This is a genomic window from Bradyrhizobium algeriense, assembly GCF_036924595.1.
GTDB classification, from domain to species: domain Bacteria; phylum Pseudomonadota; class Alphaproteobacteria; order Rhizobiales; family Xanthobacteraceae; genus Bradyrhizobium; species Bradyrhizobium algeriense.
The window spans coordinates 2704890-2730859 of sequence record NZ_JAZHRV010000001.1 but is presented as its reverse complement, the minus strand read 5'-3'; the positions used below and the strand labels follow the sequence as shown (position 1 = coordinate 2730859).

Annotated in this window: 24 protein-coding genes and 1 pseudogene; 12 read left to right on the top strand and 13 right to left on the bottom strand. The window is 62.8% G+C overall.

Annotated elements, in window-relative coordinates:
• Window positions 1-172 precede the first annotated feature (172 nt).
• The 4 genes from V1286_RS13420 (at window position 173) to rnd (ending at window position 4027) form a co-directional block, all read left to right on the top strand.
• Window positions 173-1432, top strand: coding sequence for an IS110 family RNA-guided transposase (locus tag V1286_RS13420; RefSeq protein ID WP_334477866.1), 1260 nt, complete (start codon window positions 173-175; stop codon window positions 1430-1432).
• Window positions 1433-2028: 596 nt separating this feature from the next.
• Window positions 2029-2283 (top strand): type II toxin-antitoxin system prevent-host-death family antitoxin, encoded by a 255-nt coding sequence (locus tag V1286_RS13415; RefSeq protein ID WP_334480213.1) that lies wholly within the window; start codon window positions 2029-2031, stop codon window positions 2281-2283.
• A 9-nt stretch (window positions 2284-2292) separates the two neighbouring features.
• The gene (locus tag V1286_RS13410) at window positions 2293-2718 is read left to right on the top strand and encodes a hypothetical protein (RefSeq protein ID WP_334480211.1); all 426 of its coding nucleotides are present in this window, start codon (window positions 2293-2295) and stop codon (window positions 2716-2718) included.
• 160 nt (window positions 2719-2878) lie between these two features.
• Entirely contained in the window at window positions 2879-4027 is a 1149-nt protein-coding gene (gene rnd, locus V1286_RS13405; RefSeq protein WP_334480210.1) for a ribonuclease D, read from the top strand.
• 52 nt (window positions 4028-4079) lie between these two features.
• Here the strand turns inward: rnd and V1286_RS13400 are convergent, their stop codons facing one another.
• The 4 genes from V1286_RS13400 to purM all read right to left on the bottom strand — a co-directional run bounded on the left by V1286_RS13400 (window position 4080) and on the right by purM (window position 7951).
• The gene (locus tag V1286_RS13400; protein WP_417021136.1) at window positions 4080-5225 is read right to left on the bottom strand and encodes an autotransporter outer membrane beta-barrel domain-containing protein; all 1146 of its coding nucleotides are present in this window, start codon (window positions 5223-5225) and stop codon (window positions 4080-4082) included.
• Between the two features lie 216 nt (window positions 5226-5441).
• On the bottom strand, window positions 5442-6173 hold the full coding sequence (locus tag V1286_RS13395) for a glutathione S-transferase family protein (protein WP_334480207.1): 732 nt from the start codon (window positions 6171-6173) through the stop codon (window positions 5442-5444).
• A gap of 54 nt (window positions 6174-6227) precedes the next feature.
• Entirely contained in the window at window positions 6228-6881 is a 654-nt protein-coding gene (gene purN, locus V1286_RS13390; protein ID WP_334480206.1) for a phosphoribosylglycinamide formyltransferase, read from the bottom strand.
• Window positions 6878-7951 carry a phosphoribosylformylglycinamidine cyclo-ligase gene (purM, locus tag V1286_RS13385; RefSeq protein WP_334480204.1) on the bottom strand — a complete coding sequence of 358 codons (1074 nt, stop codon included), beginning with the start codon at window positions 7949-7951 and terminating at the stop codon, window positions 6878-6880. Before purM ends, purN begins: the two co-directional genes overlap by 4 nt.
• A gap of 149 nt (window positions 7952-8100) precedes the next feature.
• Between purM and V1286_RS13380 the strand changes: the two genes are divergently transcribed.
• From V1286_RS13380 to V1286_RS13355, 6 genes are all read left to right on the top strand, one after another.
• The gene (locus V1286_RS13380) at window positions 8101-8643 is read left to right on the top strand and encodes a CDP-alcohol phosphatidyltransferase family protein (protein WP_108519281.1); all 543 of its coding nucleotides are present in this window, start codon (window positions 8101-8103) and stop codon (window positions 8641-8643) included.
• 98 nt (window positions 8644-8741) lie between these two features.
• Window positions 8742-9419 (top strand): P-loop NTPase family protein, encoded by a 678-nt coding sequence (locus tag V1286_RS13375; RefSeq protein WP_334480202.1) that lies wholly within the window; start codon window positions 8742-8744, stop codon window positions 9417-9419.
• 149 nt (window positions 9420-9568) lie between these two features.
• Entirely contained in the window at window positions 9569-11767 is a 2199-nt protein-coding gene (locus V1286_RS13370; protein WP_334480201.1) for an RNA degradosome polyphosphate kinase, read from the top strand.
• A gap of 12 nt (window positions 11768-11779) precedes the next feature.
• Window positions 11780-13282, top strand: coding sequence for an exopolyphosphatase (gene ppx / locus V1286_RS13365; protein WP_334480199.1), 1503 nt, complete (start codon window positions 11780-11782; stop codon window positions 13280-13282).
• Between the two features lie 373 nt (window positions 13283-13655).
• On the top strand, window positions 13656-14243 hold the full coding sequence (locus V1286_RS13360) for a TRAP transporter small permease subunit (protein WP_334480198.1): 588 nt from the start codon (window positions 13656-13658) through the stop codon (window positions 14241-14243).
• Window positions 14244-14246: 3 nt separating this feature from the next.
• Window positions 14247-15782 (top strand): TRAP transporter large permease, encoded by a 1536-nt coding sequence (locus V1286_RS13355; protein WP_334480196.1) that lies wholly within the window; start codon window positions 14247-14249, stop codon window positions 15780-15782.
• Window positions 15783-15999: 217 nt separating this feature from the next.
• Here V1286_RS13355 and V1286_RS13350 read toward each other — a convergent pair whose 3' ends face one another.
• The 3 genes from V1286_RS13350 to V1286_RS13340 form a co-directional block, all read right to left on the bottom strand.
• Window positions 16000-17112, bottom strand: coding sequence for a TRAP transporter substrate-binding protein (locus V1286_RS13350; RefSeq protein ID WP_334480195.1), 1113 nt, complete (start codon window positions 17110-17112; stop codon window positions 16000-16002).
• Window positions 17113-17356: 244 nt separating this feature from the next.
• Window positions 17357-17968, bottom strand: coding sequence for a class I SAM-dependent methyltransferase (locus V1286_RS13345; protein ID WP_334480194.1), 612 nt, complete (start codon window positions 17966-17968; stop codon window positions 17357-17359).
• A 92-nt stretch (window positions 17969-18060) separates the two neighbouring features.
• Window positions 18061-19386 (bottom strand): NAD(P)/FAD-dependent oxidoreductase, encoded by a 1326-nt coding sequence (locus tag V1286_RS13340; RefSeq protein WP_334480192.1) that lies wholly within the window; start codon window positions 19384-19386, stop codon window positions 18061-18063.
• A gap of 503 nt (window positions 19387-19889) precedes the next feature.
• Between V1286_RS13340 and V1286_RS13335 the strand changes: the two genes are divergently transcribed.
• Window positions 19890-21998, top strand: coding sequence for a methyl-accepting chemotaxis protein (locus V1286_RS13335; protein ID WP_334480190.1), 2109 nt, complete (start codon window positions 19890-19892; stop codon window positions 21996-21998).
• 50 nt (window positions 21999-22048) lie between these two features.
• Here V1286_RS13335 and V1286_RS13330 read toward each other — a convergent pair whose 3' ends face one another.
• Together V1286_RS13330 and V1286_RS13325 are read right to left on the bottom strand one after the other, a co-directional pair.
• Window positions 22049-22264 (bottom strand): hypothetical protein, encoded by a 216-nt coding sequence (locus tag V1286_RS13330; protein ID WP_334480189.1) that lies wholly within the window; start codon window positions 22262-22264, stop codon window positions 22049-22051.
• 220 nt (window positions 22265-22484) lie between these two features.
• On the bottom strand, window positions 22485-23216 hold the full coding sequence (locus V1286_RS13325) for a Crp/Fnr family transcriptional regulator (protein WP_334480187.1): 732 nt from the start codon (window positions 23214-23216) through the stop codon (window positions 22485-22487).
• Between the two features lie 130 nt (window positions 23217-23346).
• Between V1286_RS13325 and V1286_RS13320 the strand changes: the two genes are divergently transcribed.
• Window positions 23347-23550 (top strand): hypothetical protein, encoded by a 204-nt coding sequence (locus V1286_RS13320; protein ID WP_334480185.1) that lies wholly within the window; start codon window positions 23347-23349, stop codon window positions 23548-23550.
• 53 nt (window positions 23551-23603) lie between these two features.
• On the opposite strand, the pseudogene V1286_RS38895 reads toward V1286_RS13320, so the two are convergent.
• The 4 genes and pseudogenes from V1286_RS38895 to V1286_RS13305 form a co-directional block, all read right to left on the bottom strand.
• Window positions 23604-23750: pseudogene (locus V1286_RS38895) on the bottom strand (DUF6894 family protein); the annotation flags it as partial.
• Window positions 23751-23801: 51 nt separating this feature from the next.
• Window positions 23802-23939 carry a hypothetical protein gene (locus V1286_RS13315; RefSeq protein WP_334480183.1) on the bottom strand — a complete coding sequence of 46 codons (138 nt, stop codon included), beginning with the start codon at window positions 23937-23939 and terminating at the stop codon, window positions 23802-23804.
• A gap of 417 nt (window positions 23940-24356) precedes the next feature.
• Window positions 24357-24614, bottom strand: a complete 258-nt coding sequence (locus tag V1286_RS13310) for a hypothetical protein (RefSeq protein ID WP_334480181.1) — start codon at window positions 24612-24614, stop codon at window positions 24357-24359.
• Between the two features lie 195 nt (window positions 24615-24809).
• Window positions 24810-25943: an alpha/beta fold hydrolase gene (locus V1286_RS13305; protein WP_334480179.1), complete on the bottom strand. Its 1134-nt coding sequence runs from the start codon at window positions 25941-25943 to the stop codon at window positions 24810-24812.
• Between the last annotated feature and the right edge of the window lie 27 nt (window positions 25944-25970).

Sequence of the window (25970 nt, the reverse complement as noted above, 5' to 3'; positions counted from 1 at the left end):
GCCGATCCGCCGGGAGCCGCCTGACCCATCTGTGCCATGAGCACCTGCGTAGGACCCGCGCCCCGGTGGAGCGGCTGCGATCGAGATCCACTAGGAGGTTTGCGCCAAGAGCGCCAGTACAGGGATCGATCGGGATCGCAGTGGCCCGCTTCGCAAGCGAGGAGGTCGAGCAATGGTCGAGGATGTGCATTGGTTTGTCGGGATCGACTGGGCAACGCAGAACCATCGCGTTTGCCTGTTGGATGCCGAAGGAAGACGCGTGGGCGAGCGGGAGTTCGTCCATGGCGGAGCCGGCTTGACGGAGCTGCGAGACTGGCTGCTTGAGAAGACCAAGGCCGCGCCGGGGCGGATCGCCGTCGCGATCGAGATGCCGCACGGTCCCGTGGTGGAGATGCTGCTCGAGCACGGGTTTACGGTCTTTGCCATCAATCCCAAGCAACTCGATCGCTTCCGTGATCGCTTCACGGTCGCAGGCGCCAAGGATGACAGCCGTGACGCTCTTGTCCTCGGCGACTCGTTGCGCACCGATCGGAAAGCCTTCCGGCAGCTTGCCACCGACGATCCGACGGTGATCGAACTGCGCGAGTGGTCGCGCCTTATGGATGAACTGCTGCAGGAACGGACGCGTCTGGCCAATCGCCTGCGCCAGCAGCTATGGCGTTATTATCCGCAAGCGGCCGAACTGACCGACGATGTCGCAGATGATTGGTTCCTGGCGCTGTGGCAGAAGGTGCCGACCCCCGCTGCGGCCGCCAAGGTATCGGAGAAGGCGATTGCGCGCATCCTCAAGGAGCATCGCATCCGCCGTCTCGACGCCACCACCGTGCTGCAGACCTTGCGCAAGGCGGCCTTGTTCGTCGCACCAGGTACCAGGGAGGCCGCGTGCGTCCATATCCGCAGTCTTGTGGCGCGCATGCACCTGATCAATCAGCAGATCAAGGAAGCCGGCGCCGCCCTGGACGGCCTTTGCGACAGCCTCGCAGCACAGGATGAGGAGAACTCGTCGGGGCAGAGCCATGAGCAGTGTGACGTGGCAATCCTGCGCTCCTGGCCGGGAATCGGCAGGATTGTTCTCGCCACACTGCTCACCGAAGCAGCGCAACCGCTGCAGGCACGAGATTATCACGCCTTGCGTGCTCTGGCAGGGGTTGCTCCGGTAACACGGCAAAGCGGCAAGCAACGCTTCGTGATCCGGCGCCTCGCCTGCAACAAGCGGCTGCAGACTGCGGTCCATCACTGGTCACGCGTCGCCATCCAGCGCGACGCAGCCGCTCGGCGACGCTACGACGCCTTGCGGCAGCGCGGCCATGGCCATGCGCGTGCTTTGCGTGGTGTGGCTGATCGCTTGCTTTCCGCCCTGTGCGCGACGCTCACCCACCGGACCCTGTATGAGGCAGACCAGAGGAGTGCTCAGACCGTCGCCACGCCGTAAAGCCTCATTCCTTTGTTCGGCCGCTTGCGACCATTCCTTCGTCCCGACCTGCCGAACCCAACAGCGCCGCGCACAGCCGCTGTCCAGGATGCCATCGGCACCGGCGTAGCCGGCGCGAAGCGTCCTGGACGGCGGCGAGCACGGCGCTACGCTTGTCACCCAAAGAACGAAAGCCCCTTGACCAAGCCCTAGGAGGTCCTACGCACTGTGAGGCAGGCTACCCGCGTTAACCGCAATCCTTAAGCGCGCGTCCACCATCCGCGCATGCGCGCCTCCCCCAGTTCCACGAATTAAGAAACGGTCAACGCGCTCCCCGCAATTCTATTGGCTTACTCGTGGAGAATTGCCGTGGACGCCTTTGCCTTCGAATTCATGGGAATGGTGATGATTGGGCTCTGTCTCATCGTGCTCGCGATCCCGTCGGGCCGTCGACGGTCGCGGCGCGTCCGGTACGAGTAGCGTCTGGAATTTCCCTGACTTCGAATATTCCCTCGGCTGGCCGATTCGCCGTGGCGATATAGATTTGCTTTGTGGCCCTCAGATATATGTATTATACGTATTAATTGAAATCCTAGGTTTCAATGAGGGATATCGCAATGGTCAAGACCACTGCCCTGGAGTTCCAGCGCAAGTTCGGTGAATTCCAGCATCAGGCCCAGCGTGAGCCCGTGGAGATCACCCGGCACGGCCGGCGCGAATTCGTGCTGATGTCGGCCGAACAGTATGATTGGCTTACGGCCGCCGCCAAGCACACGCATCGGACAACTGACGCAACGTCGGTGGTGATCGACGCCGTGGAGCGGGCCGAGATGGATGTCGAACACACCGCGCTCGACGAACTGCTGAAGTAAAAACAGACCGTGGCGTTTCCCGATCCGAAGCCCGGACTCATCGTCCGCTATGATTATCTGTGGTCTCATGAGGCTGCAGAGGGCCGCGATCAGGGAAAGGACCGGCCGACTTGCCTCGTGGCCGCAAGCGATAGCCTGGCGCAGTCACAGTATGTCGTGCTGCTGCCGATCACGCATTCGCCGCCGAATGCGGGCACGGAGGGCGTCGAAATACCGGCGAAGGTCAAGCAGGCCTTGGGATTGGACGACGCGCCGAGTTGGGTCATCGTTTCAGAGCACAACGTCGACGAATGGCCGAACGCCGGCGTGTCGCCTATCCCCGGCAGGCCAGGCGTATTCAGCTATGGGTTCATCCCACCGGGCCTGTTCGCGCAGATCAAAGCCCGATTTCTCGAACTGGCTCGACAGCGCAAAAGCCGCAGCGTGCGGCGCTGATCAAATTCCGGGGCGGAACGATAACGTCCTATCATCCGGCCCCCAAGCCGACGCAAAAAAGCCGTGCTCAGGCTCAAATGCAGGGCTCAAATCCTGCCCAACACCCTTGACATATCAGCGTTTTCGGCAGAACGCCTGTCGGAAGCGTCATGGATAGTTCATGGATCTGATTACCACCACTTCCGACCTCGCCGCCGCCTGCTCCCGGCTCGCCCAGCACAAGGTCATCACCGTCGACACCGAGTTCCTGCGGGAGACGACCTACTATCCCTTGCTCTGCGTCGTGCAGATGGCGAGCGCGGACGAGGCCGTCGTGATCGACACGCTGGCCCCCGGCATCGACCTCAAGCCGTTTTTCGAACTGATGGGGAACGAGGCGGTGCTGAAGGTGTTTCACGCCGCCCGCCAGGACATCGAAATCGTCTGGCACCAGTCCGGCACCATTCCGCACCCGATCTTCGATACGCAGGTCGCGGCCATGGTGCTGGGTTATGGCGACAGCATCGCCTATGACCAGCTCGTCGAGCGCGTCACCGGCCACCGGCCGGACAAGACCCACCGCTTCACCGATTGGTCGCGCCGGCCGCTGACGCCCGAGCAGATGCATTATGCGGTCTCCGACGTCACCCATTTGCGCGACGTCTTCGCAGCGCTTGATGCCGACTTGAAGAAGCGCGCCCGCAGCGACTGGGTCAGCGAGGAGATGGAAGTCCTGACCTCGCCCAGGACCTACGATTTCCACCCCGAGCGCGCCTGGGAGCGGCTCAAGACGCGGGTGCGCAAGCCGAAGGAACTGGCGGTGCTGATGGAAGTCGCGGCCTGGCGCGAGCAGGAGGCGCAAAGCCGCGACGTGCCGCGTTCGCGCGTGCTGAAGGACGATGCGGTCGGCGACATTGCCACTCACGCCCCGACCTCACTGGAGCGCCTCGCCAGCCTGCGCTCGCTGCCGAAAGGTTTTGACCGCTCCAAATGGGGCACCGATATCATCGCCGCCGTGCAGCGCGGCCTCGCCCGCGATCCCCACACGCTGCCGAAGATCGAAAAGCCGCGCGGCAATTCCAATGGGGCTGCGACCGTCGAGCTCCTGAAGGTGCTGCTGCGGATGACGTCGGAACGCCACGCCGTCGCCAGCAAGGTCATTGCCACCGTCGACGATCTCGACCAGATCGCCGCCGACGACCAAGCTGACGTCGCCGCGCTCCATGGCTGGCGGCGCGAATTGTTCGGCGAAGCGGCGCTGGCGCTGAAACACGGCAGGCTGGCGCTGGCGATCGAAAAAGGCCGCGTCGTCAGGGTCGACCGGGCGTAAGCTTCGCTCGCTTACCTCTCCCCGCAAGCGCGGGGCAAGGGAGCAAACCAAACTACCACTTCAACTCCAGCCCGAGCGTGCCCTGATGCGACTGCATCGCGGCGCGTAATTTTGCGTCGTAATTGACGTAGAGCCGCGCGGTGTTGGTCAGGCTCAGCGATGCCGAGGCGCCGGCATCGGCGCCATACCGGCTTTCGCCGATACCCTGGAACGTAATGCTCTGCACACCCTGGCTGACGGTGATGTCGGAGAAATTCTGCACGACATTGTCGACGAACTTGCCGTAGCCCGACAGGTCGAAAATCTTGCCGTCGAATATCCAGGAGTGACCGATCTCCGCACCGATCAATAGCCGCCCGCGCTGCACGGTGGCGCCGGTCGCCATCACCGGATCAAGGCCGCCGATCTCCTGCAGCGGGCCGGTCTGGGCGCGGACATATTCGAACGCGGCCTTGGGCACGATGCGGCCCTGGTCCCTGGTCCAGTAGTAGCTGATCTCGCTCAGGACGCCGTCGAGCTTCGCATGGTATCCGGCGGTCGCAATCCCGATGCCGGTGTCGCGGCGCGAATTGATGTGGCCAAAACCGTGGACCACCGCGCTGGCCCAGGTCCATGGCCCGCTGTCGACGGAAGCCGTAAAACCGATCTGGGTCAGGTCGATCGTCGCCGATTGCAGCGCCAGCGGAATGTCGATCGCGGAGCGGCTCTGGTCGATCGACAATCCGATATTGATGCCCGGCGCCACCCGCGCGCCGATTCCCGCCACCCCGCCCCAGGTCTTTCTGGTGTCGCCGACGAAATCGCCGATCGCGCCGTTCTTCGTGTAGTTCCCGTAGCCTTCGAACCAGGTCCGGTAGCGCGGCGCTTCCGCGCTCTCGGAGGCACCGCCGCCGCCGGGATTGGTCCGCTGCAGGCGGTTGAAGCCGTTGCTCGACTGATTGGCCAGCCGTTCCAGAAAATTGCTGCCGAGATTGGTCACCGCCGCACCCGACGACACCGTCGAATTGATCACCGTCGGCGTCGGACTGGGTGTCGGTGAGGGCGTAGGGGTTGGGGTTGGAGTCGGCGTCGGTGTTGGCGATTGCGCATAGGCGAACGACAGCGTGCCGGTCGCGAGGATGAACACAATCGCCAGTCGCATGAGCGCGCGACCGGTCCCGATTTTTCGTGCCCGCGAAAGCCGCGATGAGCAGCGCATGCAATCCATTCCCAAAGGCAAAAGCGCCGGCACGAAAAATGCGCAAAACCCAATCAACCGGAGCGATTTGCCCCCAATTCGCCGGAAGGGTCAATCGGTTAGCCCCCAGGCCGGCCGCCGAATACGCATCATTGTTGTTCGGCTGCCACAGCTCGCGCGGCACGGCGACGACGTCTCCGGCAGTCGCCAAACCTTGCGAACGCCCTGCCCCAGCATTCAGGCTGCGGCCTGGCAGCCCGCGATCTCCTGGAGTTCTGGATAGAATCGCGCGGTCATCCGGCCGACATACCGCCGCAAATTGGCATGGCTTGCGGCCGCCCGCTGCAAATCCGATTCGAACAGCGGACAAATCGCGCTGACCGCGAAGGCAAACATCGTCGCGTCGATGCCGGCAGGCTCACTGCCCATGAAGAACGGCTTGTCGCCGAGATAGGCCGCCATCGCATCGATCGAGCGGATTCCGATCGCGGTAATCTCGTCGGCGGAGTGACGGCCGATTCCCTGGCCGTGCAACGTCTTGCGCAGGCGGCGGCGGATCATCGAGGCGACAACGGGCCGGACCGGCGCAGGCACGCCCTTGAAGAAATTGACCGGCCCCTTGCGGAAATTGTCATCGATCATCCAGCGGAAATAGACGCTGGCCCAATATAGATTGTCCTCCGCCATTTTCTCGAACGCCCAGGCGATGGCAAGCTGCTCGGCGCTGAGGCCCTGGTCGAAATCGATCCCGTATTTCTTTTCGAGGTGCCAGCGGATCAGCGTGGAGTCGCCGAGCAACTGGCCGTCGTCCTCGATGTAGGGGATCTTGCCCTTGGGCGCCTTCGTAAAGCTCATCAGCGCCTTTTCGAACGGGAGTTTCGACATCCGTAACAAGGTCTCGGCCTTGGTCACGAACGGGCTTGCGTCGGGAAGGCCGAAATTGGGCCCGGAGCCATAGAGCGTGATCATGGAACCTCGATGATTTGCAGAGCGCGGTTTTACGGCGCGCACCGGCAGATAATATCAGATCGTCCGCGGCGAAATCAGGGTGCCGTCGCGGTCGGCGCTGTCGGCGAACCTGCAAATATCGCCTTCGAGGCGAAGCTTGCCGCTCGCGAGCAAGCGCAGCGCCTCCGGATAGATCCGATGCTCGATGCCGAGAATGCGCTGCGACAAAGTCTCCGCCGTGTCGTCATCGGCCACCGTCACCGCACCCTGCATCACGATCGGGCCGGCGTCGGTTTCGGGGATCACGAAGTGCACGGTCGCGCCCGAGATCTTGACCCCGGCCCGTAACGCTTGGCCGTGCGGATCGAGACCGGGGAACGACGGCAGCAACGCGGGATGGATGTTGAGCATCCTGCCGTACCAGCGCTGCACGAATTCGGCGGTGAACAGCCGCATGAACCCGCCGAGGCAGATCAGCTCGACCTTCTTTTCTTCCAACGCCGGCTGCAGGACGGCTTCGAAGCCCGCGCGATCCTTGCCGAACGGCTTGCTCTCAATGACGATCGTCGGGATGCCACTTGCGGCTGCCCGCTCGAGCCCCAAGGCGTCGCTCCGGTTGGAAATGACGGCAACGATCTCGGCCGGAAAATCCGCAGCCTTGGCCGCATCGATCAGCGCGGCCATGTTCGAGCCGCGCCCGGAAATCAGGATGGCGACACGGCGCTTCATTGCGAAAGATCGAGGTGACCGTTGTAGACCACGCGATGTTCGCCCGTAGCCGGGATCACTTCGCCGAGCAAGGCGACGGTCTCGCCGCTTGCGGTCAAAATTTCCGTCACCTTCTCGATCGCATCCGGCCTGACGATGGCGATCATGCCGATGCCGCAGTTGAAGGTGCGCAGCAATTCGAGTTCGGCGATGCCGCCCTGCTCCGCCAGCCATTTGAACACCGGCAGCACCGGCAGCCGCGCCAGATCGATGCCGACGCCGAGATGCTTCGGCAGCACGCGCGGAATGTTGTCAGTGAAGCCGCCGCCGGTGATGTGGGCGAGCCCCTTGATCGCGCCGGTCTCGCGAATCGCACGCAGGCAGGATTTCACATAGAGCCGCGTCGGCGCCAGTAGCGCGCCGCCGAGCGTCATGACCGGCGAGAACGGCGCCGGCGCGTCGAAAGCCACGCGGGATTGCTCGACGATCTTGCGGACCAGCGAAAAGCCGTTGGAGTGCACCCCCGACGAGGCCAATCCGATCACCGCGTCGCCCACGGCGATATCCCCGCTGGGCAGCAGCGTGCCGCGCTCGGCGGCTCCCACCGCAAAGCCCGCGAGATCGTAATCGCCGTCCTTGTAGAGCCCAGGCATCTCAGCGGTCTCGCCGCCGATCAGGGCGCAGCCGGATTCCCGACACCCCTCGGCGACGCCGGCCACGATGGCTGCGGCCGCCTCGGGGTCGAGCTTGCCGCAGGCAAAATAGTCGAGGAAGAACAGCGGTTCCGCGCCCTGCACCACGAGGTCGTTGACCGACATCGCCACCAGGTCGATGCCGATGCCGCCATGCAGGCCGGTCTCGATCGCGATCTTGACCTTGGTGCCCACGCCGTCGGTCGCCGCCACCAGGACGGGATCCTTGAAACCCGCCGCCTTGAGGTCGAACAGGCCGCCGAATCCGCCGATTTCGGCGTCCGCGCCCGCCCGCGCGGTGGCGCGGACCATCGGCTTGATGAGATCGACCAGGCGGTTCCCCGCATCGATATCAACGCCCGAATCGGCGTAAGTGAGCCCGTTTTTGCGGTCGATCATGCCCAAATTCCAGTATGATGACGGCTGGTTACGAGGAATTCCGCGATCCTGCAATGGCTCGCAAGCGCTTGACGCATATACTATGTAGATAAGAACCGGCAGAACCCGCCAGGGGCCGGATTTAGGCCGGGAGCCGGGAAGCGACCGAGTTGAGTATTCCGAATATCATTACGCTGGGCCGCATCATTCTGGTGCCGGTCATCGTCTGGGCGATCGTTTCCAGCCAGATGGAGATTGCGTTCGCAATCTTCGTCATTGCCGGCGTCAGCGACGCCGTCGACGGCTTTCTCGCCAAGCGGTTCAACATGCAGAGCGAACTGGGCGCCCTGCTCGATCCGCTCGCCGACAAGGCGCTGCTGGTGTCGATCTATGTCGCGCTCGGCATCTGGGGCGCGGTTCCGCGCTGGATCGTCATCCTCGTGGTGTCACGGGACATCATGATCGTCACGGCCGTGATCGTGTCGTGGCTGTTCGACAAGCCGATCCCGATGAAACCGCTGATGGTGTCGAAGCTCAACACGGTGGCGCAGGTGGCGTTCGCGGCACTGGTGCTGGCGTCGCTCGGTTTCAATTTCAAACCGGCGCCTTATGACGTGATCCTGATGGGTTTTGTTACGGTCTTTACTTTGGTTTCGGTCTCGCTCTATCTCGTCGAGTGGGTGCGGCACATGAGCACGATCGAAGCGCGGTAACCGTCCTTTTTGTTTTGACGCGCTTTCTTCACGCGAACCGGTGCCCACTTCGCTAGAAAACGCTATGAAGGCCGTAAGATCCCGGCCTGGAGACTTGCGTGGCAGTCCGCGTTCAACCTCGTCAGCTAGCCCTTGCGCTGCCGCATGCGGAGAGCCTGACCCGCGACAATTTCCTCGAAGGGCCGGCCAACGAAGCCGCTCTCGCGCTGATCGAAAGCTGGCCGGACTGGCCGAACCGCATCATGCTGCTGGTGGGACCGGAGGGCTCCGGCAAAAGCCATCTCGCCGCGATCTGGGCCGAACAGGCCGGCGCGCGCGCGATATCGGCGCACGCGCTTAACCCCGCCGCCGTCCCCGGCGCACTCGCCACAGGCGCCCTGGTGGTCGACGACCTCAAGCCCGGCGATTTCGACGAACGCGCGATGTTTCACCTTCTGAACCTCGCGCGCGAGGACGAGGCCTTTGTCCTGATCACGGGGCGCGTCCCGCCTGTCGCATTCGAGGTCGAACTGCGCGATCTCAGGTCGCGGCTGCGCGCCGCGCCCGTCGTGTCGCTTTTGCCGCCCGACGACCTGCTGTTTCGCGGCCTGATCGTCAAATTCTGCGCGGACCGCCAATTGAGCATCGACGAGACGGTCGTGAGCTACCTCGTCACCCGGATCGAGCGCTCCTATGCCGCCGCCCGCCAGGCGGTCGACCTGCTGGATACCGAGGCGCTGCGGCTCGGCCGGCCGGTGACCCGGGCACTGGCTGTGGAACTGCTGCGCAACGCCTGATTGGCAAGGCGCATGCTGCGTCCTGCCGCCTTGACGGCGGCTGTCGGCGGAACATCAATGTCATTGAAACGTCATCGGCGTATCACATGCTGTGAGCTGCATTCCCCTTAAACTAGCCCTACGCCTCTCCCGAGATGGATCAAAGCCTTATGGAATCGGCGCAAGTTATTGAAATAAAAGAAAAAGAACCAGTTGTCGAGGCTCCACCCTCTATTGCCACGAGCCCGGAACGATTCATCAATCGGGAACTATCCTGGCTGCATTTCAACCGCCGGGTGCTCGAGGAATCGGTCAATCCCGGCCATCCCGTGCTGGAACGGGTCCGGTTCCTGTCGATTTCCGCCAATAACCTTGATGAGTTCTTCATGGTCCGCGTCGCCGGCATCAAGGCGCAGGTCCGTGAAGGCATTGCCGAGCGCAGCCCCGACGGCCTGACGCCGTTGGAGCAGCTCGTACTCATCAACAAGAACGTTTCGGAACTCGCCTCCGACCAGCAGGCCATCTGGCGCGATCTGCGCACCACCCTGTCGGAGGCCAGCATCGTGCTCGTCGACGGCCACGACTTCACCAAGGCGGAGCGAAGCTGGCTCGAGGATCACTTCCTCCGCAACATCTTCCCGCTGCTGACGCCGCTTGCCATCGATCCGGCGCACCCGTTCCCGTTCATCCCGAGCCTCGGCTTCACCATCGCGCTGCAGTTGTCGCGGGTATCCGACGGCAAGGCGATGAATGCGCTGATCCGCATGCCCGGCAAGATCGACCGGTTCATCCGCATGCCCGCCGGCAAGGATGGCGCGGTGCACCTGATCCCGCTGGAGCAGGCCACGGGCCTGTTCATCGGCCGTCTGTTCCCCGGCTACACCGTCAAGGGCCAGGGCGCCTTCCGCATCATCCGGGACTCCGAACTCGAAATCGAGGAAGAGGCCGAAGATCTGGTCCGCCTGTTTGAGAGTGCGCTGAAGCGACGGCGCCGGGGATCGGTGATCCGCCTCGAGATGGAAGCCAAGATGCCGGAAGCGCTGCGGGGCTTCGTGCAGCAGGCGCTTGCCGCCGACGACGATGAGGTATTTCTGGTCGACGGCGTGCTGGCGATGAACGAACTCTCGCAGCTCACGCGGCTCGACCGGCCCGACCTCGAATTCATGCCCTACGTGCCGCGCCATCCCGAGCGGGTGCGCGACCATGGTGGCGACATCTTCGCCGCGATCCGGCAGAAGGACCTGATCGTCCATCACCCTTACGAATCCTTCGACGTCGTCGTGCAGTTCCTGCAACAGGCGGCACGCGACCCCGACGTGGTCGCCATCAAGCAGACGCTCTACCGCACTTCGAACAATTCGCCGATCGTGCGCGCGCTCGCCGAGGCTGCGGAAGCCGGCAAATCGGTAACCGCCCTGATCGAGTTGAAGGCGCGGTTCGACGAGGAAGCCAATATCCGCTGGGCGCGCGACCTCGAACGCGCCGGCGTGCAAGTGGTGTACGGCTTTCTCGAACTGAAGACCCACGCCAAGCTGTCGATGGTGGTGCGGCGCGAGGGCGGCAACCTGACGACCTACGTCCATACCGGCACCGGCAACTACCATCCGGTGACGGCGCGCATCTATACCGATCTTTCCTACTTCACTTCGGACCCGATCATCGGCCGCGATGCGGCACGCGTGTTCAACTACATCACCGGCTATGCCGAGCCGAGCGACATCGAGCGGATGGCGGTGTCGCCGCTGACGCTACGCAAGCGCATCATCGAACATATCAAGGGCGAGGCCAATCACGCCAGGCACGGCAAGCCGGGCGTGATCTGGATGAAGATGAACTCGCTGGTCGACCCTGATGTCATCGACGCGCTGTACGAGGCCTCGCAAGCGGGCGTGTCGATCGAACTGGTGGTGCGCGGCATCTGCTGTCTGCGGCCGGGCATTCCAGGACTTTCCGAGAACATCCGGGTCAAATCCATCATCGGCCGATTCCTGGAGCATGGCCGAATCTACTGCTTTGGTATGGGGCAAGGCCTGCCCGGCCCGAAGGCGGCTGTGTATATCTCGTCCGCCGACATGATGCCGCGGAACCTCGACCGCCGCGTTGAAATCCTCTGTCCATTGCAAAATCCCACGGTGCATCAGCAGGTTCTCGAACAGATCATGGTCGCGAACCTGAAGGATACCGAGCAGAGCTGGCAGTTGTTGCCGGACGGGTCGTCAACGCGTATGAAGGCCGCGAAAGGCGAAGAGCCGTTCAATCTACACAACTATTTCATGACGAATCCGAGTCTGTCAGGCCGTGGAAAGTCTCTCAAGGAATCTTCGCCGCGCCGCCTTACGCGCCGTAACGAACGCCAGCAATCCCCATAAGGAGTTCCGGCTGTGAAGCGACCGCGCAAGCGCGCTTCCAGCGTCGCCGTCATCGACATCGGTTCGAACTCGGTTCGTCTCGTCGTCTATGAGACGATGGCGCGCAGCCTCGTCACCATCTTCAACGAAAAGGCGCTGTGCGGGCTCGGCCGCGAGGTGCAGAGCACCGGCCTTTTGGCCGAGGACGCGGTTGCCAAGGCGCTGACGGCGCTGCGGCGATTCCGGGCGCTGTGCCGCATCCAGCAGGTGGGACGCGTCTTCGCCATCGCCACTGCGGCCTGCCGCGACGCCAAGAACGGTCCCGACTTCATCGCCAAGGCCGAGCGCATCTGCGGCGCCAGCATTGAAATCCTGTCGGGGCCGCGCGAGGCAAAACTTTCCGCACTCGGCGTCGTCTCCGGCATCCACAATCCCGACGGCATCGTCGGCGATCTCGGCGGCGGCTCGCTCGAACTGATCGACGTGCAGAAAAACCGCGTCCACAGCGGCGTCACGCTGCCGCTGGGAAGCCTGGCGCTGCAGGACCTGTCGGACAAATCGCTGAAGCGCGCCGAACGCATTGTCAGCAGCAATCTGTCCGACGTGGCCCAGCTCAAGGCCGGCAGTGGCCGCACCTTCTACGCCGTCGGCGGCACCTGGCGCGCGCTGGCGCGCATCCACATCGTCCAGAGCGGCTATCCGCTGCGGGTGATGCACGGCTATGAGTTGCCGGCCGCCGACGCGCTGGATTTCGCGCGGCGCCTGCGCCGGCTCGCGGCGGCCAACATGCTCGCCGATATCGAAGTGGTCGCCGACGCCCGGCGTCCGCTCCTCACCTATGCGGCGCTGGTGCTCGAATACATCATCCGCGTCGGCAAGCCGAAGACAATCGTGTTTTCGACCTTCGGCGTGCGCGAAGGCCTGCTCTACGAGATGCTGCCGCCGCAGGAGCGTGCCAAGGACGGATTCATCTGCGCCGCGCAAACCCTCAACGGGCTACTTTCGCGCTCCGCGCGCCACGCCGAGGAACTGGTGGCCTGGACCGACCGGCTGGTGCGAGTCGTGAAGTTGCGGGAGACCGAGGAAGACCGCCGCCTGCGCCACGCCGCCTGCCTGCTCTCCGACATCGGATGGCGGGTGCATCCCGACCATCGCGGCGAGGAAACGCTGAGCCTGATCACCAACGGCAATTTCGGCTCGATCAGCCACCAGGGCCGCGCCTTTGTCGCGCTGTCGGTGTTTTATCGCTACGCCGGCTTGAGCGAGGAAAACGAGCCGCCGACCCAGGTCCGCGAACTGGTGCCGCCCGCCATGAACGAGCGCGCGCGCGTGCTCGGCGCGGCGTTCCGCGTCGCCCATCTGATCTCGGCGGCGCGCACCGGCGTGCTGCCGGCGACGCATTTCCGCAGCGGCAGCCGCAAGCTGATGCTGGTGTTCGAGCATCGCATGGTCGATCTCGTCGCCGACCGCGTCGGCAGCCGCTTCAAGCAACTGGCGCGGCTGGTCGGCCGCACCGGCTCGATCGTGCGGAACTGACGGGCTGAACGGCGCCGGCTAGGTAAGTCGAGATTGATTGATGTGGCTTACTCGACGTCCGCCATGCCCCGACAGCGACCAAATTCTGCATCGCCGGCACCATTGGACCGCCTCATCCAGAAGATTGGCGCTCCAGAAGACACACCCGTCCCTCACCAAGGGATGTAGGCCCCAAGGTCCTCGTGCTCGGTCTAGCGGCTGGATGGCCGTCCGCGCTCCTGGGGCGGCTGCGACGGCTATCCAGCCGCTGGCGCCGAGATCGCCGCTAAAGTAACATTCCACCGGATCGCTCGACGGGGACTGATTGGTCGCACTGGTTGGTGCGGCCCGTTTTCACGGGGTCCACGACGGGGCTGCCTCTGAGGGTCAGCTGATGGCCACTGCAATGACCAGCGTCTCGTCTCCGCCAAGGCCGACGCCGCCCCGGGCGTATTTGGCCGTTATCCGCACCATCGACAAGTTCACGGAGTGGACCGGCCACCTCTTCGTGCTTCTGCTGATTCCCCTGATCTTCGCAAACGTGATCGAAGTTTTTGCCCGATACGTGCTCAGCGACCCAACGATCTGGGCCCTCGATATAACGACGATGTCGTACGCGGCCCTCTTCATGTTGGGGTCCGCATTGGCGCTCCTGAAGGGCGCTCACGTCCGCACCGACATGTTGTGGGCAGCGTTCTCGGACCGAACCAAGGGCATGATCGACAGCCTGGCGTTTCTGCTGTTCTTCCTGCCGACGATGGCCGTGTTGTTCGTCATCTCGATTGACGACTTCCTGTACTCGGTTTCGATCGACGAGCGCTCGAGCTCCGGTGCGTGGACGCCGATCTTGTGGCCGCTGCGCGGCATTATTCCGCTGGCTGCCTTCATGCTGCTCTTGCAGGGCATCTCGGAGCTCATGAAGAGCCTCTGGGCCTGGCGAACCGGCGAGTTCTTGACCAGGCACGAGAAGATCGAGGTGTGAAGCATGAGCTTTACCGAGACCCTCGGACTCATCATGCTCGTCGGCATGGTCGCGGTCATCTTCATCGGTTTCCCGATCTCCTTCACGCTGCTATTTCTCGCCCTCGTCTTCGGTGGGCTCGGGCTGGGGTGGGAGCAGACGTTCAATCTGGCCTATCTGCAGATCTGGGGCACGATGAAGGACGAGATCTTTCCTGCCGTGCCGCTGTTCATCTTCATGGGCTATATGACCGAGCAGGCCGGGCTCATGGAGCGGCTCTTCGGAGCGCTGCGCAGCCTTCTCGCGTCGGTGCGCGGCTCGCTTTATCTGGCGGTGATCCTGACGGCGACGATCTTCGCCATGGCGACAGGCATCGTCGGCGCCGCCGTGACCGTGCTCGGCGTCATGGCCGCCCCGATGATGATCAAGGCCGGCTATGATGCCCGACTATCGTCCGGTGCTATCGCCGCCGGAGGTACGCTTGGCATTCTGATCCCGCCCAGCGTGATGTTGGTGGTAATGGGCCCGACCATGGGCGTGCCCGTCAATCTGCTCTATTCGGCAGCGTTCGGTCCCGGCTTCCTGCTCGCCGGCTGTTATGTTGCCTACACGCTCACCCGTAGTTTCATCAATCCGAAGCTCGGTCCACCAATGACGATGGAGGAACGCCGATCCGCTCACGACCAGATGACCACGGAAAAGGTCGGCGCGCCTGTGGTGGGATTGGGTCTCGTCTGCTTGGTGGCGATCACCTATTTGCTCCTGGACTGGATGCTGGGTCGAGCAGATGCCCCGCGTCTTCGCGTCAGCATTGGTCCATCGGGTGTTTCGGCCGTGGCATTGGTACTGGCGTTGTTGACGACGTTTCCCTATGTCCGAAGCGCCTATTTCCGCGCCATCGTCCTCGGTATAGCGCCGCTGAGTGCGCTGATCGGCTTTACCTTGGGAACCATCGTCGGTGGCTTGGCGACGCCGACCGAGGCCGCCTCGTGTGGCGCCTTCGGTGCCGCCTTGCTGGCGCTGCTCTACGGTCGACTCAGCATGAGGTCGATCATCAACGCGGGTACTAACACCATGGTGACCTCGGCCATGGTGCTGTTTCTGGCCGTGGCCTCGACGGTGTTCGGCGCCGTCTTCACGAAGCTTGGCTCGGCGAATTTGATCACAAACTCGCTATTGGCCATTCCTCTGGGAGACGGGTGGAAGCTGGCGCTGATCATGTTCATCTTTTTCGTGCTGGGATGGCCATTCGAGTGGCCTGTAATCATCCTGGTCTTTATGCCGATCGTTCTGCCGGTGGTGGAAAAGCTCCAGTTCGGCCTGAACAAGCTCGACTTGCTGCTCTGGTTCGGGGCCCTGACCGCCGTGAACATTCAGACTGCGTTCTTGAGCCCGCCTGTTGCCATGTCAGCCTACTACCTGCGCAATGTCGTTCCGCAGTGGAGTCTGGCGACGATCTACAAGGGCATGGCCGACTACATGGTAATCCAGGTAATCGTCCTGATCCTGCTGCTGTTGTTCCCGCAGATCGCTCTGTGGCCGCCGAGCCTGTTGAGGTAGGATCTGCTTTTCCTCGCTCAGGGCCCCGCGGCGAGGAGCTGGAAGGCTTGCTTGTAGGTTTGGTCGAGCGTCGGCGATGACCCCCAACACAAATCGGGAAGCCACACTGGCTCGTGTTGGGGGCACGCTTCGCTTGACCGAACCTCCGGAGCAAGAAGGGCGGCTAAGGCCGCCATTCCATCTATCCTCTTGTCCCGAAATATCCGTCAACGCCATATCATTGCGTTTTCGCGGGCCAATAGTGGTCGGCCTGCAATGCGTAGGGCGGAAACATGAAGCGCTTGGCCGGCACCACCTTTGAGGCATAGGCCCGCTGGGACTCGTAGACCTTCTTGAAGAACGGATTCTTCGCGGATTCCGCCGCCGCGAACTCGTCCCAGGTTTTCAGGAACGCCGTGTTGACCTCCGGCGGCGTCGTCAGGAGCTTCACGCCGTGCTTGGTCGTAAACTCCGCAATGGCCTCCGCGTTCATCCTCTGAAACGTCGCCCACCAGCGCAGGAAGGTCTCCGATGAGGCCGACTTGATCGCTTCCTTGTTCTGATCCGGCAGGCTGTCCCAGACATCTTTGTTGATCGCGAGTTCGGCGACCGAGGCGCTCTCGTGCATGCCGGGCGTGTAATGGTACTTCCAAACCGTATGCAAGCCGAGGCGCAGGTCCTCGACTCCACCAACCCATTCCGCACAATCGATAGTGCCACGCTCGGCAGCAGGCAGAATCTCACCCCCCGGCATATTGACGACAGCCATGCCCATCTTGGCATAGAGCTGGGAGACGATACCGGTCTGGCGGCACTTCATGCCCTTGAAGTCGGGGAGGTCCTTGATTGGCCGCTTGAACCAGCCGAGCGCCTGCGGACTGGGCGGGATGCTCGGGAATGCGACCAGATTGAGCTTCAGCTCCTTCTGATAGAACTCGTTCCACAGCTCGAGGCCGCCCCCGTCGTAGACCCAGCCGATGAAGTCGATTGCATCCATGCCGGCAATGCCGGCCGGAGTGTTCGCGAACAGCGTTGCGGCATTGTTCTTGCCGACCCACCAGTAGGAGATGCCGTAAGCACCATCGATCACCTTCTTGTGCGTGGCATCCAGGATCTCGAAAGGCGGCACGACCGCGCCGCCTGGCAGCGCGTCGATCTTGAGGTTGCCGCCGGTCAGCTTGTCGACCCGCTCGGCGAAGAACTTCAACGCGTCCTGCGTGGTGGTCGACGCGGGCACCGCCGACTGGATCTTGAGGATTCGAGGCTGCTGGGCATGCGCCGTGACGGCGGACGCCAATGTGGCAGAGACTGCCGCGACCAGAGCCGTCCTCGTAAGCGAACTGATTTTCATTGGTTTTACCTCCCTCCGTTCTTCGTTGTACCTCCCTTTAACAGCGTGCAGGCGAGCCATCGGGTTTCCGCCCGCGAACAATCCTACCGCGGATGAGGTGCTTCAGCCAGAGCGACCCGCCGGAGCGGGCTTACTTGCCAATGAGACGAATTTCCCTGCGAAATGCCTGCCGGGCGACCGGGCCGTTAGGGTCATTCGCGACCGGGTCAAGCCAGCAGCAAGTCGGGCCATGTCCGCTATGCCGCTAGTTTGGTCGCGCGCTGCCCTCGTACATGAACGTCATCGCCTTGGGTCCGGGCATATAGCCGGTCTCCACCCGATCAATCCTGAAGCCCGCACTTTCGATCATCGTGCTGATGGGTCGATTGAGATGACAGCCGCCACTGATGCGTTTCCAGGCAGGCGTCAGCCAGTCCTGCCATCGCCGCACATTCCTGTCCGGCGCCATGCCATGCTCCACGAACAAGAGCTTGCCACTCGGCCGAAGCACGCGCCGCATTTCGGTGAGCGCCATGGCGGCATCTGGAATGCTGCACAAGGTCCAGGTGGTCACGACGGTATCGACGCTTTGATCGTCGAGTGGAATGGCTTCTGCCGACGCTTCGATGAAGCGGACCGGCATGCCCGGATGCAGAGCACCACGGGCCATCGCCGTGAGCTGGGGAGATGGCTCCAGCGCCAGTACCTCCTTCACCGGGGACCGATAGAGAGGCAAATTCCGACCCGAGCCGACCCCGATCTCGATGACCAGCCCTTCCGCCGCGCCGATCACCCGCTCGCGATAGGGACGAAGTTGAGCGTTGCGCATCGCGAGATCGCAAACCCTTGGAAGGATAATGTCGTTGTAGAAGCCCATGGCTCATTTCCTTCGGGCGCAACCTTGTCACTTTTCGAGCCGAGCGGCAACGACGGTAACAAAGTCCACCGCGGCCTCCCCGCATTTGCCGCTCACATCAGCGACATCACGCGCGCCACGAGCGCCGGCTCGCGCAGCGCGGCCTGCGGCTTGAGCAGTTGCGAGACTTCCACGGTCAACCGGTGAACCTCGGGATCCGCAGCGGCGAGCCTGGTCAAGGCCATACCGTATTGCAAGCGCTGCGCGAGGTCGGCGGGCCGAACGCCGCGCGTGGCGGGGTAGACGAAATCGGAGACGGCAACGCCCCACGGCGTTGCGATGGTGTCCTGGATGGCAGCAAAGAAGTCTCGCGCCAGCCGCTCCTTGGGAACACCTTCCGCCAGCAACTGCTCCAGGATCACGGCCTCCTGTGCCGCCACACTCATGCCCTGGCCGAACACTGGATTAAAGCGGCAGAGGGCATCGCCGATCACGAGCAGCCCTGCCGGGAACGCCTCAAGGCGCTCGAAATGCCGCCGCGTGCTGCAAGGCAGCTGGTAGCGGACGATATCAGTCAGCGGCCGCGCATCCCTGACCGCGTCATAGATGGTCGGGGTGCGCAGGCTCCTGACGAAATCCATGAATCCTGCGCGGTCGCCCGGAGGCGCATCGCCATGATTGGCTCCGACGGAAAGCAGCCACCGCTGCTTCTCGATCGGAAACAGGAACGCTCCGCGGCTGCTGGCGGGTGCTGACGGCAGGATGATATTGCCGAGCCAGTCAGCATTGTGATCGATTGGCCGCTCGACAATGGTGCTCGCGTAAGCCTGATCAATGCCGATCTCGGTTTCTTCGGGCTTCGGCAGAGAAAGCTCTTCGAGCAGCTTCAGCGTCAGGCCGCAGCGGCCGGAAGCTTCGACAACCAGGTCGGCTCCCAAGGTAACGGCAGGCCCATCTTCGCTATCGTAACGGACCGCCTCGATCCGCGTTGCGTCACGGGACGGGACGAGCCCCGTCACGCGAGAGCGCACGCAAATGTTGATGTTGGCCGTCTGCTGAACGCGTCGTCGCGTAACGGCTTCGAGCAGCGGGCGCGACATGCAGAAAGTGTCGATGCCGAGATCGCGAATCGGGAAAGGATCAAACCCGGGACGCTCAAACCTTATATCCTTACCCGTGCGGATCTTCACGGCGCCCGCTTCCGCCAGATCGTTCTCAAATCCCGGAAACAGGGTCTGCAGCGCCTTCAGCCCGCCTGCGAGCAGTATATGGGCATGCTGGGCCTGCGGCGTGCCGTTTCGGGGCGCGGCCCCGGCGGGAAGCATGTCCCGCTCGATGATCGTGACTTTCCCGAAATGCCCTGAGATCGCCTGAGCGGCCGTAAGGCCAGCCATGCCGGCGCCAATGACCACGGCATGACTTCTTGCAAGATCTGGCATCGTCTTCCTCCTGGAAAGGAGTGTGTCAAACAGGATCGAAAATGGATCAACGGACACGTACGCCCGACGCAGCAGCTCCAGGTAACCCAAGCTTATCTGATCCTTTTCGGGGCGATGGTGAACGGCGTCACAAGTTTTGGTTCGGAGCCCACGCTCTTCCGATCCCCGCGGCCGCGAGCTGATGCTGGTGTTCCAGCACCGCATGGTCTCTCGTCGCCGATCGCGTCGGCAGCCGCTTCGAGCAACTGGCGCGGCTGATCGGCCGCGCCAGCTCGATCGTGCGAAGCTGAGATGATTGCCCCCACGCCCATGCCAGCGATCTCGTCTGCGTCTGCAACTTTAGGGACGCGGCCTGTCCGAACAAATATCAGAAAATGTCGAAAGGGCTTTGAAAACAGAACCTTGGCACTACAGCTTGGCGCCACGGTTAGCGGGTTGGTAACGGCCGGCTGGTAGTAGCGAAGAGGCCGTGATCAGGGGCCCGCCACCGGAAGGTATTCCCCATGCATTCGAAGCGCGAGGCCCGTTCGGGCGCCCTCACCGTCAAGACCACCCTCGCCCTCATCGTCGGAGTGCTCGCGGCACTGGTCCTGATCTCCTGCGCCATTGCCGGCACAGACGCCTGGCGCAGCTACGCTGCCGCCGTCCGCGTTGCCGAGGTGAATGCAAACGCCGATCAACTGCTCAAGGGACTGGAGAACATTCAGCTCGAACGCGGCCAGACCAATACCGCCCTGCAGGCCCCTGCCCCGACAAGCGCGGAGACGCGCGAGTTGATCCAGAAGCGCCGTTCGCAGGGCGATGCCGTGCTGGCTCCGGCGCTCCGGCAGATTGCCGCCACCGCGACGCCGGAAGGCAAGAAGCTGATTGCCGAACTCGAACAGGCCTATGAGCGCGTAAAGCAGCTCCGCCGCAGCGCGGATTCCGCCCTTCAGTCTCCGAAGGAGCAGCGCGATGCCGAACTGCTGAAATCGTGGTACCCGGCGGTCTCGGATCTCCTGACGCGGGTTCAATCGCTCTGGACCACAGCCTCGCGCGAGATCAGCAAGGAAGACGCCATCGTCGGCGAGCTGACGATGATCAAGCAGGGCGCGTTCCTGATGCGCGAATATGCCGGCCGCGAACGCGCCGTTCATGCCGGCAACATCTCGGCGAGCCGCGCGCTATCGACCGAGCAGCAGCGCGACATCGCCGGCTGGCGGGGGCATGTGCAATCGAACTGGCAGACGATACGCGATCTAACCGCCGGTGCGGCGCCGCCGCTGACATCCGCGGTTGCCGCCGCCGAGCAAAACTTCCTCGGCAATTTCAAAGTGCAAACCGATACGATCTACAAGGCCGGCGCGGCCGGCGGCAGCTATCCGATGACGGTTCAGCAATGGTACGACGCGTCGAACCCTGCGCTGGAATTCATCGTTCGTATCAAGGATGCCGCGGTCGAAGTCACCAACGTCCACGCGGCGGCCAAGGCTGCAGCGGCACGGGCGCAGCTCGTTCTGGTCGCCCTCGTCATGTTGCTCGGTATCGGTGTCAGCATGGCGTCGATCTGGATTCTGTCTCGCCGCGTCATCCGCCCCGTGACGGCCATGACGGCTGCCATGCAACGCCTCGCCGGCGGCGACATGTCGATCGACATTCCGGCGCTCGCGCGGGCCGACGAGGTCGGCGAGATGGCGCGGTCAGTCGCGGTTTTTCGCGACAACGCCATCAGAGCGAACGATCTCGCTGTCGAACAGCAAGCGGAACAGCAGAAGAAGGAGCATCGCCAGCAGATGATGGAGACGCTGACGCAGGGCTTCGACCAGAATGCCACCCACGTGCTCGATGCCGTCGCCACATCGATTGTCGAGATGCGCGCCACCGCCGAAAAGATGGCGGCCGTCGCGACCGAGAATACCAACAAGGCGTCCGCCGTGGCGTCGGGCGCGCAGGAAACGTCGAGTAACGTCCAGACCGTGGCGACCGCCACGGAAGAATTGTCCGCATCCGTCACCGAGATCAGCCGGCAGGTCACCCAATCGGCGGCGATCGCGGCAAAGGCCGTGCAGGAAGCGCAGGGGACCAACACCGAGATTCAGGGTCTCGCAGCCATGGCCCAGCGGATCGGCGATATCGTCAAGCTGATCAACAACATCGCTTCGCAGACCAACCTGCTGGCGCTCAACGCAACCATCGAAGCAGCGCGTGCCGGCGACAGCGGCAGGGGCTTTGCCGTGGTCGCGGCCGAGGTGAAGAACCTGGCCGAGCAGACGTCGAAGGCCACCGAGGAAATAGCCTCCCAGATCACCGCGATTCAGGGCGCCACGCAGAAATCCGTCGTCTCGATCGAGGCGATCGGCAAAACCATCGGCGAAATCAGCGAGATCGCAACGACTATTGCGTCCGCCATCGAGCAGCAGGGCGCAGCGACGCAGGAGATTGCGCGCAATGTGCAGCAGGCCGCGGCCGGCACCCAGGAAGTATCCGCCAATGTCGGCGGCGTGACCGAGGGCGCCGCAGCTACCGGCATCGCGGCAAACCAGGTCGAGACCGCCGCAAGCAATCTGTCGCGGCAATCGCAGCAATTGCGCGAGCAGGTCGACGCGTTTCTCAGTCAGGTGCGCGCGGCGTAGCGCAAGGGCCCGAACGGAAACTTAGCCGGCCGGCTAGCCTGGCCGCGCGCCTAGCGCCGAACGATCTGCAGTTCCAGCAATGCCAACCTTTGCAGGATTTGCGGGTCGCGCTCGCCCTTGTCGGCTGCGCGCAGGATCGCCTCGGCGATACATTGAACGTGCGTGGAATGGACGGGCTCGGGAAGCGAAGCCACCGCCGCATCAAGCGCCTCCTCCATCACCGAGATCACCTCGGGCGGGAAGGACGCGTTGGCGAAATTCTTCATGGCGGTGGCGACAAACAACGGCTGCCAATGAGCCTTACGGGCGGGACCGCATCGGCAGCCGCTTGAGTTTAATGTGTCCATCCCTTGGACAATTGCATAATTTTCCCGAGAAAGAATCGTTCCACGGGATCGACAAATTCGCGCACATCGCCATTGATCCACGCGCAGTCGGCGGCCGGCACCCTCAAACCTTTCCAAGGTTTCCGCTCGAGACGCGGCTTCAGAGCGTTGGACTTTGATGAAGATAACGGTCGTCGAACTGCGCCAATTGCGCAAGTTTCGCTTCGTTCAGCACCACCACGCGCCCCCGGCTGATATCGACGATTTTCGCCTCGCGCAGTTGCCTGATGACGCGATTGGCGTGGACCGGCGTGATCCCCAGCGCCTCTGCAATCTGTTCCTGCGTAAGCGGCATTTCAAATGTTTCACCCGCCGTACGGTCGACGACGGCAAGGCGGTAGCGAAGCTCCATAACGACGTGAGCGAGCCGGCTATCCGCTGGCCGCTGGCCGACATTGACGATCCATTGCCGGAATATCGCCGCATCGATCAGCGTGTCGCGCCAGAACTTTTCGGCGACGTTCGGCCGGGTGCGCGTCAAGGCACGCAACGAGGCGTGACTGATCATGCCAAGCGTGGACGGGACCACCGGGATGAGATCGTGATCCATCCTGTGTAGATGCAGACTCTGGAGATCCGGGATATCACCGGGGATATGAATTGAAAGAATTTGCCGCTGACCGCTGAAGGTCGTCTTGGCGCGCACGCAGAATCCCTCGATCACGAGACTGCATTCCGTCGGACGATCGCCGTCGGATACGACGGGACGTCCAGCCTCCCATTGCCGCACGATGATCGGCAACGCGCGGATGGCAGCAATGTCCGCCTCATCCAATCCTGTAACGGTGTTGAGCCGCCGCAACATAGCCGCCAACACCAGCTCCCGCTCCAAAGCCGCGTCCCCTTCCGTTCGATGACTTGTTGACCTGAATGAAACACGCGGACCCGAGGCCTGTTCCCAACAAAGGTTAAGGATGCGCCTGCCGCAAAATGAAAGGATCAGGCCAGCAAGGAGGTCCACTATGAAGAAAAAGCGCAATCGCAGCCGCCCGGCGCTTCCGCTCCAGGAACGGCTCAACCAAATTGCCGTTCACGCCCGCGAAAAGGCAGCTCGCCTGCCGCCGGGCCGCGAGCGAGAGCGTCTCATGGAGGTGGCGGTTGCAAACGAAGCCGCGGCCGTCATTGACCGCTGGCTCTCATCGCCGGCTTTGCGTACCCCCAAATAGGCCGACGAACCGTCTACCGGTCCCGGCCCGGCCTTGTGGCCGGGACCGCGGCTTTATCTGACCCGGTCGGCGACGATGTGGACGACGTAGAGCGGATTTGCGAATTCGTCAGTTACTTCCAGCCGCCAGTCCTGGCCCGGGCGCAACCTGCCGTCGAGGTCCTGGATGATCTGCCCTGCGGTTACCGTAGCTTCACGCCACGCAGCAGTCCGGCCATGATACGCAGGTCGCGGGGATAGCGCACGTTTACGCTAACGCGCTGGTGGCTCCTTGCTCCCGGTGCGAAGGTACTTGATCAGTGCCGCGGCCGCGAGGATCAAGACGATCACGACCAACAACCAGACAAACCCCATACCCCACATCATTCCTGGCATCATATTGTCCATCATTGGCTCACTCCGTCGCCCCGCGGATCAACTGCCACCTGAGGCTGCCTGCAACTCACTCGCTTCATGCACATGAGCATCATGAACGTGCACGGCAGCGACGCCATGATGCGAAATATCTCGGCGCCTGTTAGCCAATTCCAATTCCAGACGACACTCAAGGAAACCGCCGCTGCAAAGACAAGATACAGCGCCATCCGATAGCGGACGAAATAACTGCCCAAAGTGGTGATCAGTGAGGTCCCGCCCATAGGGGTGTCGTTGTCCCGACTTAAGGTCATTGGAACGCCTCTGCTGCGATGAAAGGGAATGTGACGGGTTGCGGGAGTAGACGATCTACCGCAACCCCTCTTGCTCCAGATCGCGCGGCCCATGCATCTCGGCCGACGACCTTCGACTGCGATATAGCGCCCGTGAGTATCAACGCCCCTTCGGCCCGCCCTGGTAGCGGAACCCCGATCCGCCGCCGGCGGTGGCGGGCGCCAAACGTGATGCCGCTCGATCATAGGCGAACGCTGAATACGGACCAGTTTGCGAGACAGCACCGATCGGCGTGCTCCGCCTGGCCTCATTCGGCCAATAGCTCTTGTCGGTAATGGTCGAGCCCGCCTGTGCAGTCGCGGAGACCGCCACGAGCGGCAACAAGAGGGACATCGTGAGAAGATGTTTGGTTGACATGTTCCGGCTCCATGATTGGAAGCGCCGTCATGTGCGCCTCTAATCATGAGTTCGGAGCTAAATGCCAGTCGGTTACAAGCTCACGCCGACGTGAAAACCGCCATCGCCGCAACAAGTCTTGGGCTCAATGCTGCGCCCGCGAAGGTGCGAAACACAATTGCGCAATCTGGCCCACTCCCGAAGTCAACCGAACGATCAATGCACGTCGTTGATGGCCTTCTTCCATCCTCGGAAGCGGTAACCATGGCCCGTCACGGTTTCGATGGAAGCTGCGAAGGGGCCGAGCTTCTTCCGCAGTGATCCGACTACGGCGTCCACCTTGTTCGAGCCCGCGAAGGGGGTGTTCCAGATTTCGGCAAGCATCTCGTCTCGGGTGATGACGCGTCCACTTGCCTGGATCAGGGTGAGTATCACAGCGTACTCCAGCCGCGTCGTTGGGCGACGTTGACCGTCCAGGACGATCTCACGATTGGCCTCGTCGAGCCGGCATCCAGATAACGGTGCTGAGGCAGCCGCGCGTACCTCATCGCCGGCAAGGAACGAATGGACCGCGTCGGCAATCGCGTCGCCATCGATCCATGGCAGGTGTATGTCGCCGTCCAGTGTTATGAGCCGCGCGCGAGGTAATTCGGCAGCGAGCTTTTGGCCAGCTTCAAGGGGGATCGCGCGGTCCTTGCGCCGGTGTATGACCAGCGCCTCGGCCTGGACGCGTGAAAGGACATCTGCCGCGACATTCATCTCACAGCTCAGGCGCAGCAATTGCGCTGCCTGCGGTGCATTCGCCCAGTCCTGCTGGTTTCGGGAGAAATTTTCCGAATCCTGTATCGAGGCGCCGGGAAGGAATAGCGCTGTAAGCGCGACCGATCCAAGGCCCCAATGCGCACTCACAAGATCGGTGATCGCGTCCCGCAGATCCGGCGTCGCGATATCGGCCCCCCTCGCATACGAGCCATAGAAACACAAGCGGCGGACGCGTTCCTGGTGCGCAGCCGCATACGTGAGCGCAACCGGTCCCGCGCAAGACACCGCGAACAATGAGAACTGGCGGTCGCCGAGTTCATCGGCGAGTGTTGCGAGCAGTTGCACTTCGTCCGCTTGCGTTCGCGGTGGAACGTCGCGATCGCTCAGACCGGTGCCCGGTCGGTCGTAGCGGACGACGCGAAAGCCCTCCGCCAGGCGACCGAAGAAGCGCCGAAATCCCGGATGCTCCCAATCCCGCTCGACGTGACTGACCCACCACGCGGGGCAGAGGATGAGCCGGCCTTCGCCGACCGTGGCATAGGCGATCCGGGCTCCGTTTGCGTCCCGAATGAATCGAATGACCTGCACCGCCGGTATCGATCCTCCCAAGGCTCT

Coding starts and splice junctions, on each gene's coding strand:
- V1286_RS13370 (WP_334480201.1), top strand. CDS start 9,569: ATGGAATCGGCGCAAGTTATTGAAATAAAAGAAAAAGAACCAGTTGTC.
- V1286_RS13355 (WP_334480196.1), top strand. CDS start 14,247: ATGAGCTTTACCGAGACCCTCGGACTCATCATGCTCGTCGGCATGGTC.
- rnd (WP_334480210.1), top strand. CDS start 2,879: ATGGATCTGATTACCACCACTTCCGACCTCGCCGCCGCCTGCTCCCGG.
- V1286_RS13320 (WP_334480185.1), top strand. CDS start 23,347: ATGAAGAAAAAGCGCAATCGCAGCCGCCCGGCGCTTCCGCTCCAGGAA.
- V1286_RS13420 (WP_334477866.1), top strand. CDS start 173: ATGGTCGAGGATGTGCATTGGTTTGTCGGGATCGACTGGGCAACGCAG.
- V1286_RS13330 (WP_334480189.1), bottom strand. CDS start 22,264: ATGAAGAATTTCGCCAACGCGTCCTTCCCGCCCGAGGTGATCTCGGTG.
- V1286_RS13310 (WP_334480181.1), bottom strand. CDS start 24,614: ATGTCAACCAAACATCTTCTCACGATGTCCCTCTTGTTGCCGCTCGTG.
- V1286_RS13350 (WP_334480195.1), bottom strand. CDS start 17,112: ATGAAAATCAGTTCGCTTACGAGGACGGCTCTGGTCGCGGCAGTCTCT.
- V1286_RS13415 (WP_334480213.1), top strand. CDS start 2,029: ATGGTCAAGACCACTGCCCTGGAGTTCCAGCGCAAGTTCGGTGAATTC.
- V1286_RS13315 (WP_334480183.1), bottom strand. CDS start 23,939: ATGATGGACAATATGATGCCAGGAATGATGTGGGGTATGGGGTTTGTC.
- V1286_RS13400 (WP_417021136.1), bottom strand. CDS start 5,225: ATGCGCTGCTCATCGCGGCTTTCGCGGGCACGAAAAATCGGGACCGGT.
- V1286_RS13340 (WP_334480192.1), bottom strand. CDS start 19,386: ATGCCAGATCTTGCAAGAAGTCATGCCGTGGTCATTGGCGCCGGCATG.
- V1286_RS13335 (WP_334480190.1), top strand. CDS start 19,890: ATGCATTCGAAGCGCGAGGCCCGTTCGGGCGCCCTCACCGTCAAGACC.
- V1286_RS13345 (WP_334480194.1), bottom strand. CDS start 17,968: ATGGGCTTCTACAACGACATTATCCTTCCAAGGGTTTGCGATCTCGCG.
- purM (WP_334480204.1), bottom strand. CDS start 7,951: ATGATCGACCGCAAAAACGGGCTCACTTACGCCGATTCGGGCGTTGAT.
- V1286_RS13395 (WP_334480207.1), bottom strand. CDS start 6,173: ATGATCACGCTCTATGGCTCCGGGCCCAATTTCGGCCTTCCCGACGCA.
- purN (WP_334480206.1), bottom strand. CDS start 6,881: ATGAAGCGCCGTGTCGCCATCCTGATTTCCGGGCGCGGCTCGAACATG.
- V1286_RS13360 (WP_334480198.1), top strand. CDS start 13,656: ATGGCCACTGCAATGACCAGCGTCTCGTCTCCGCCAAGGCCGACGCCG.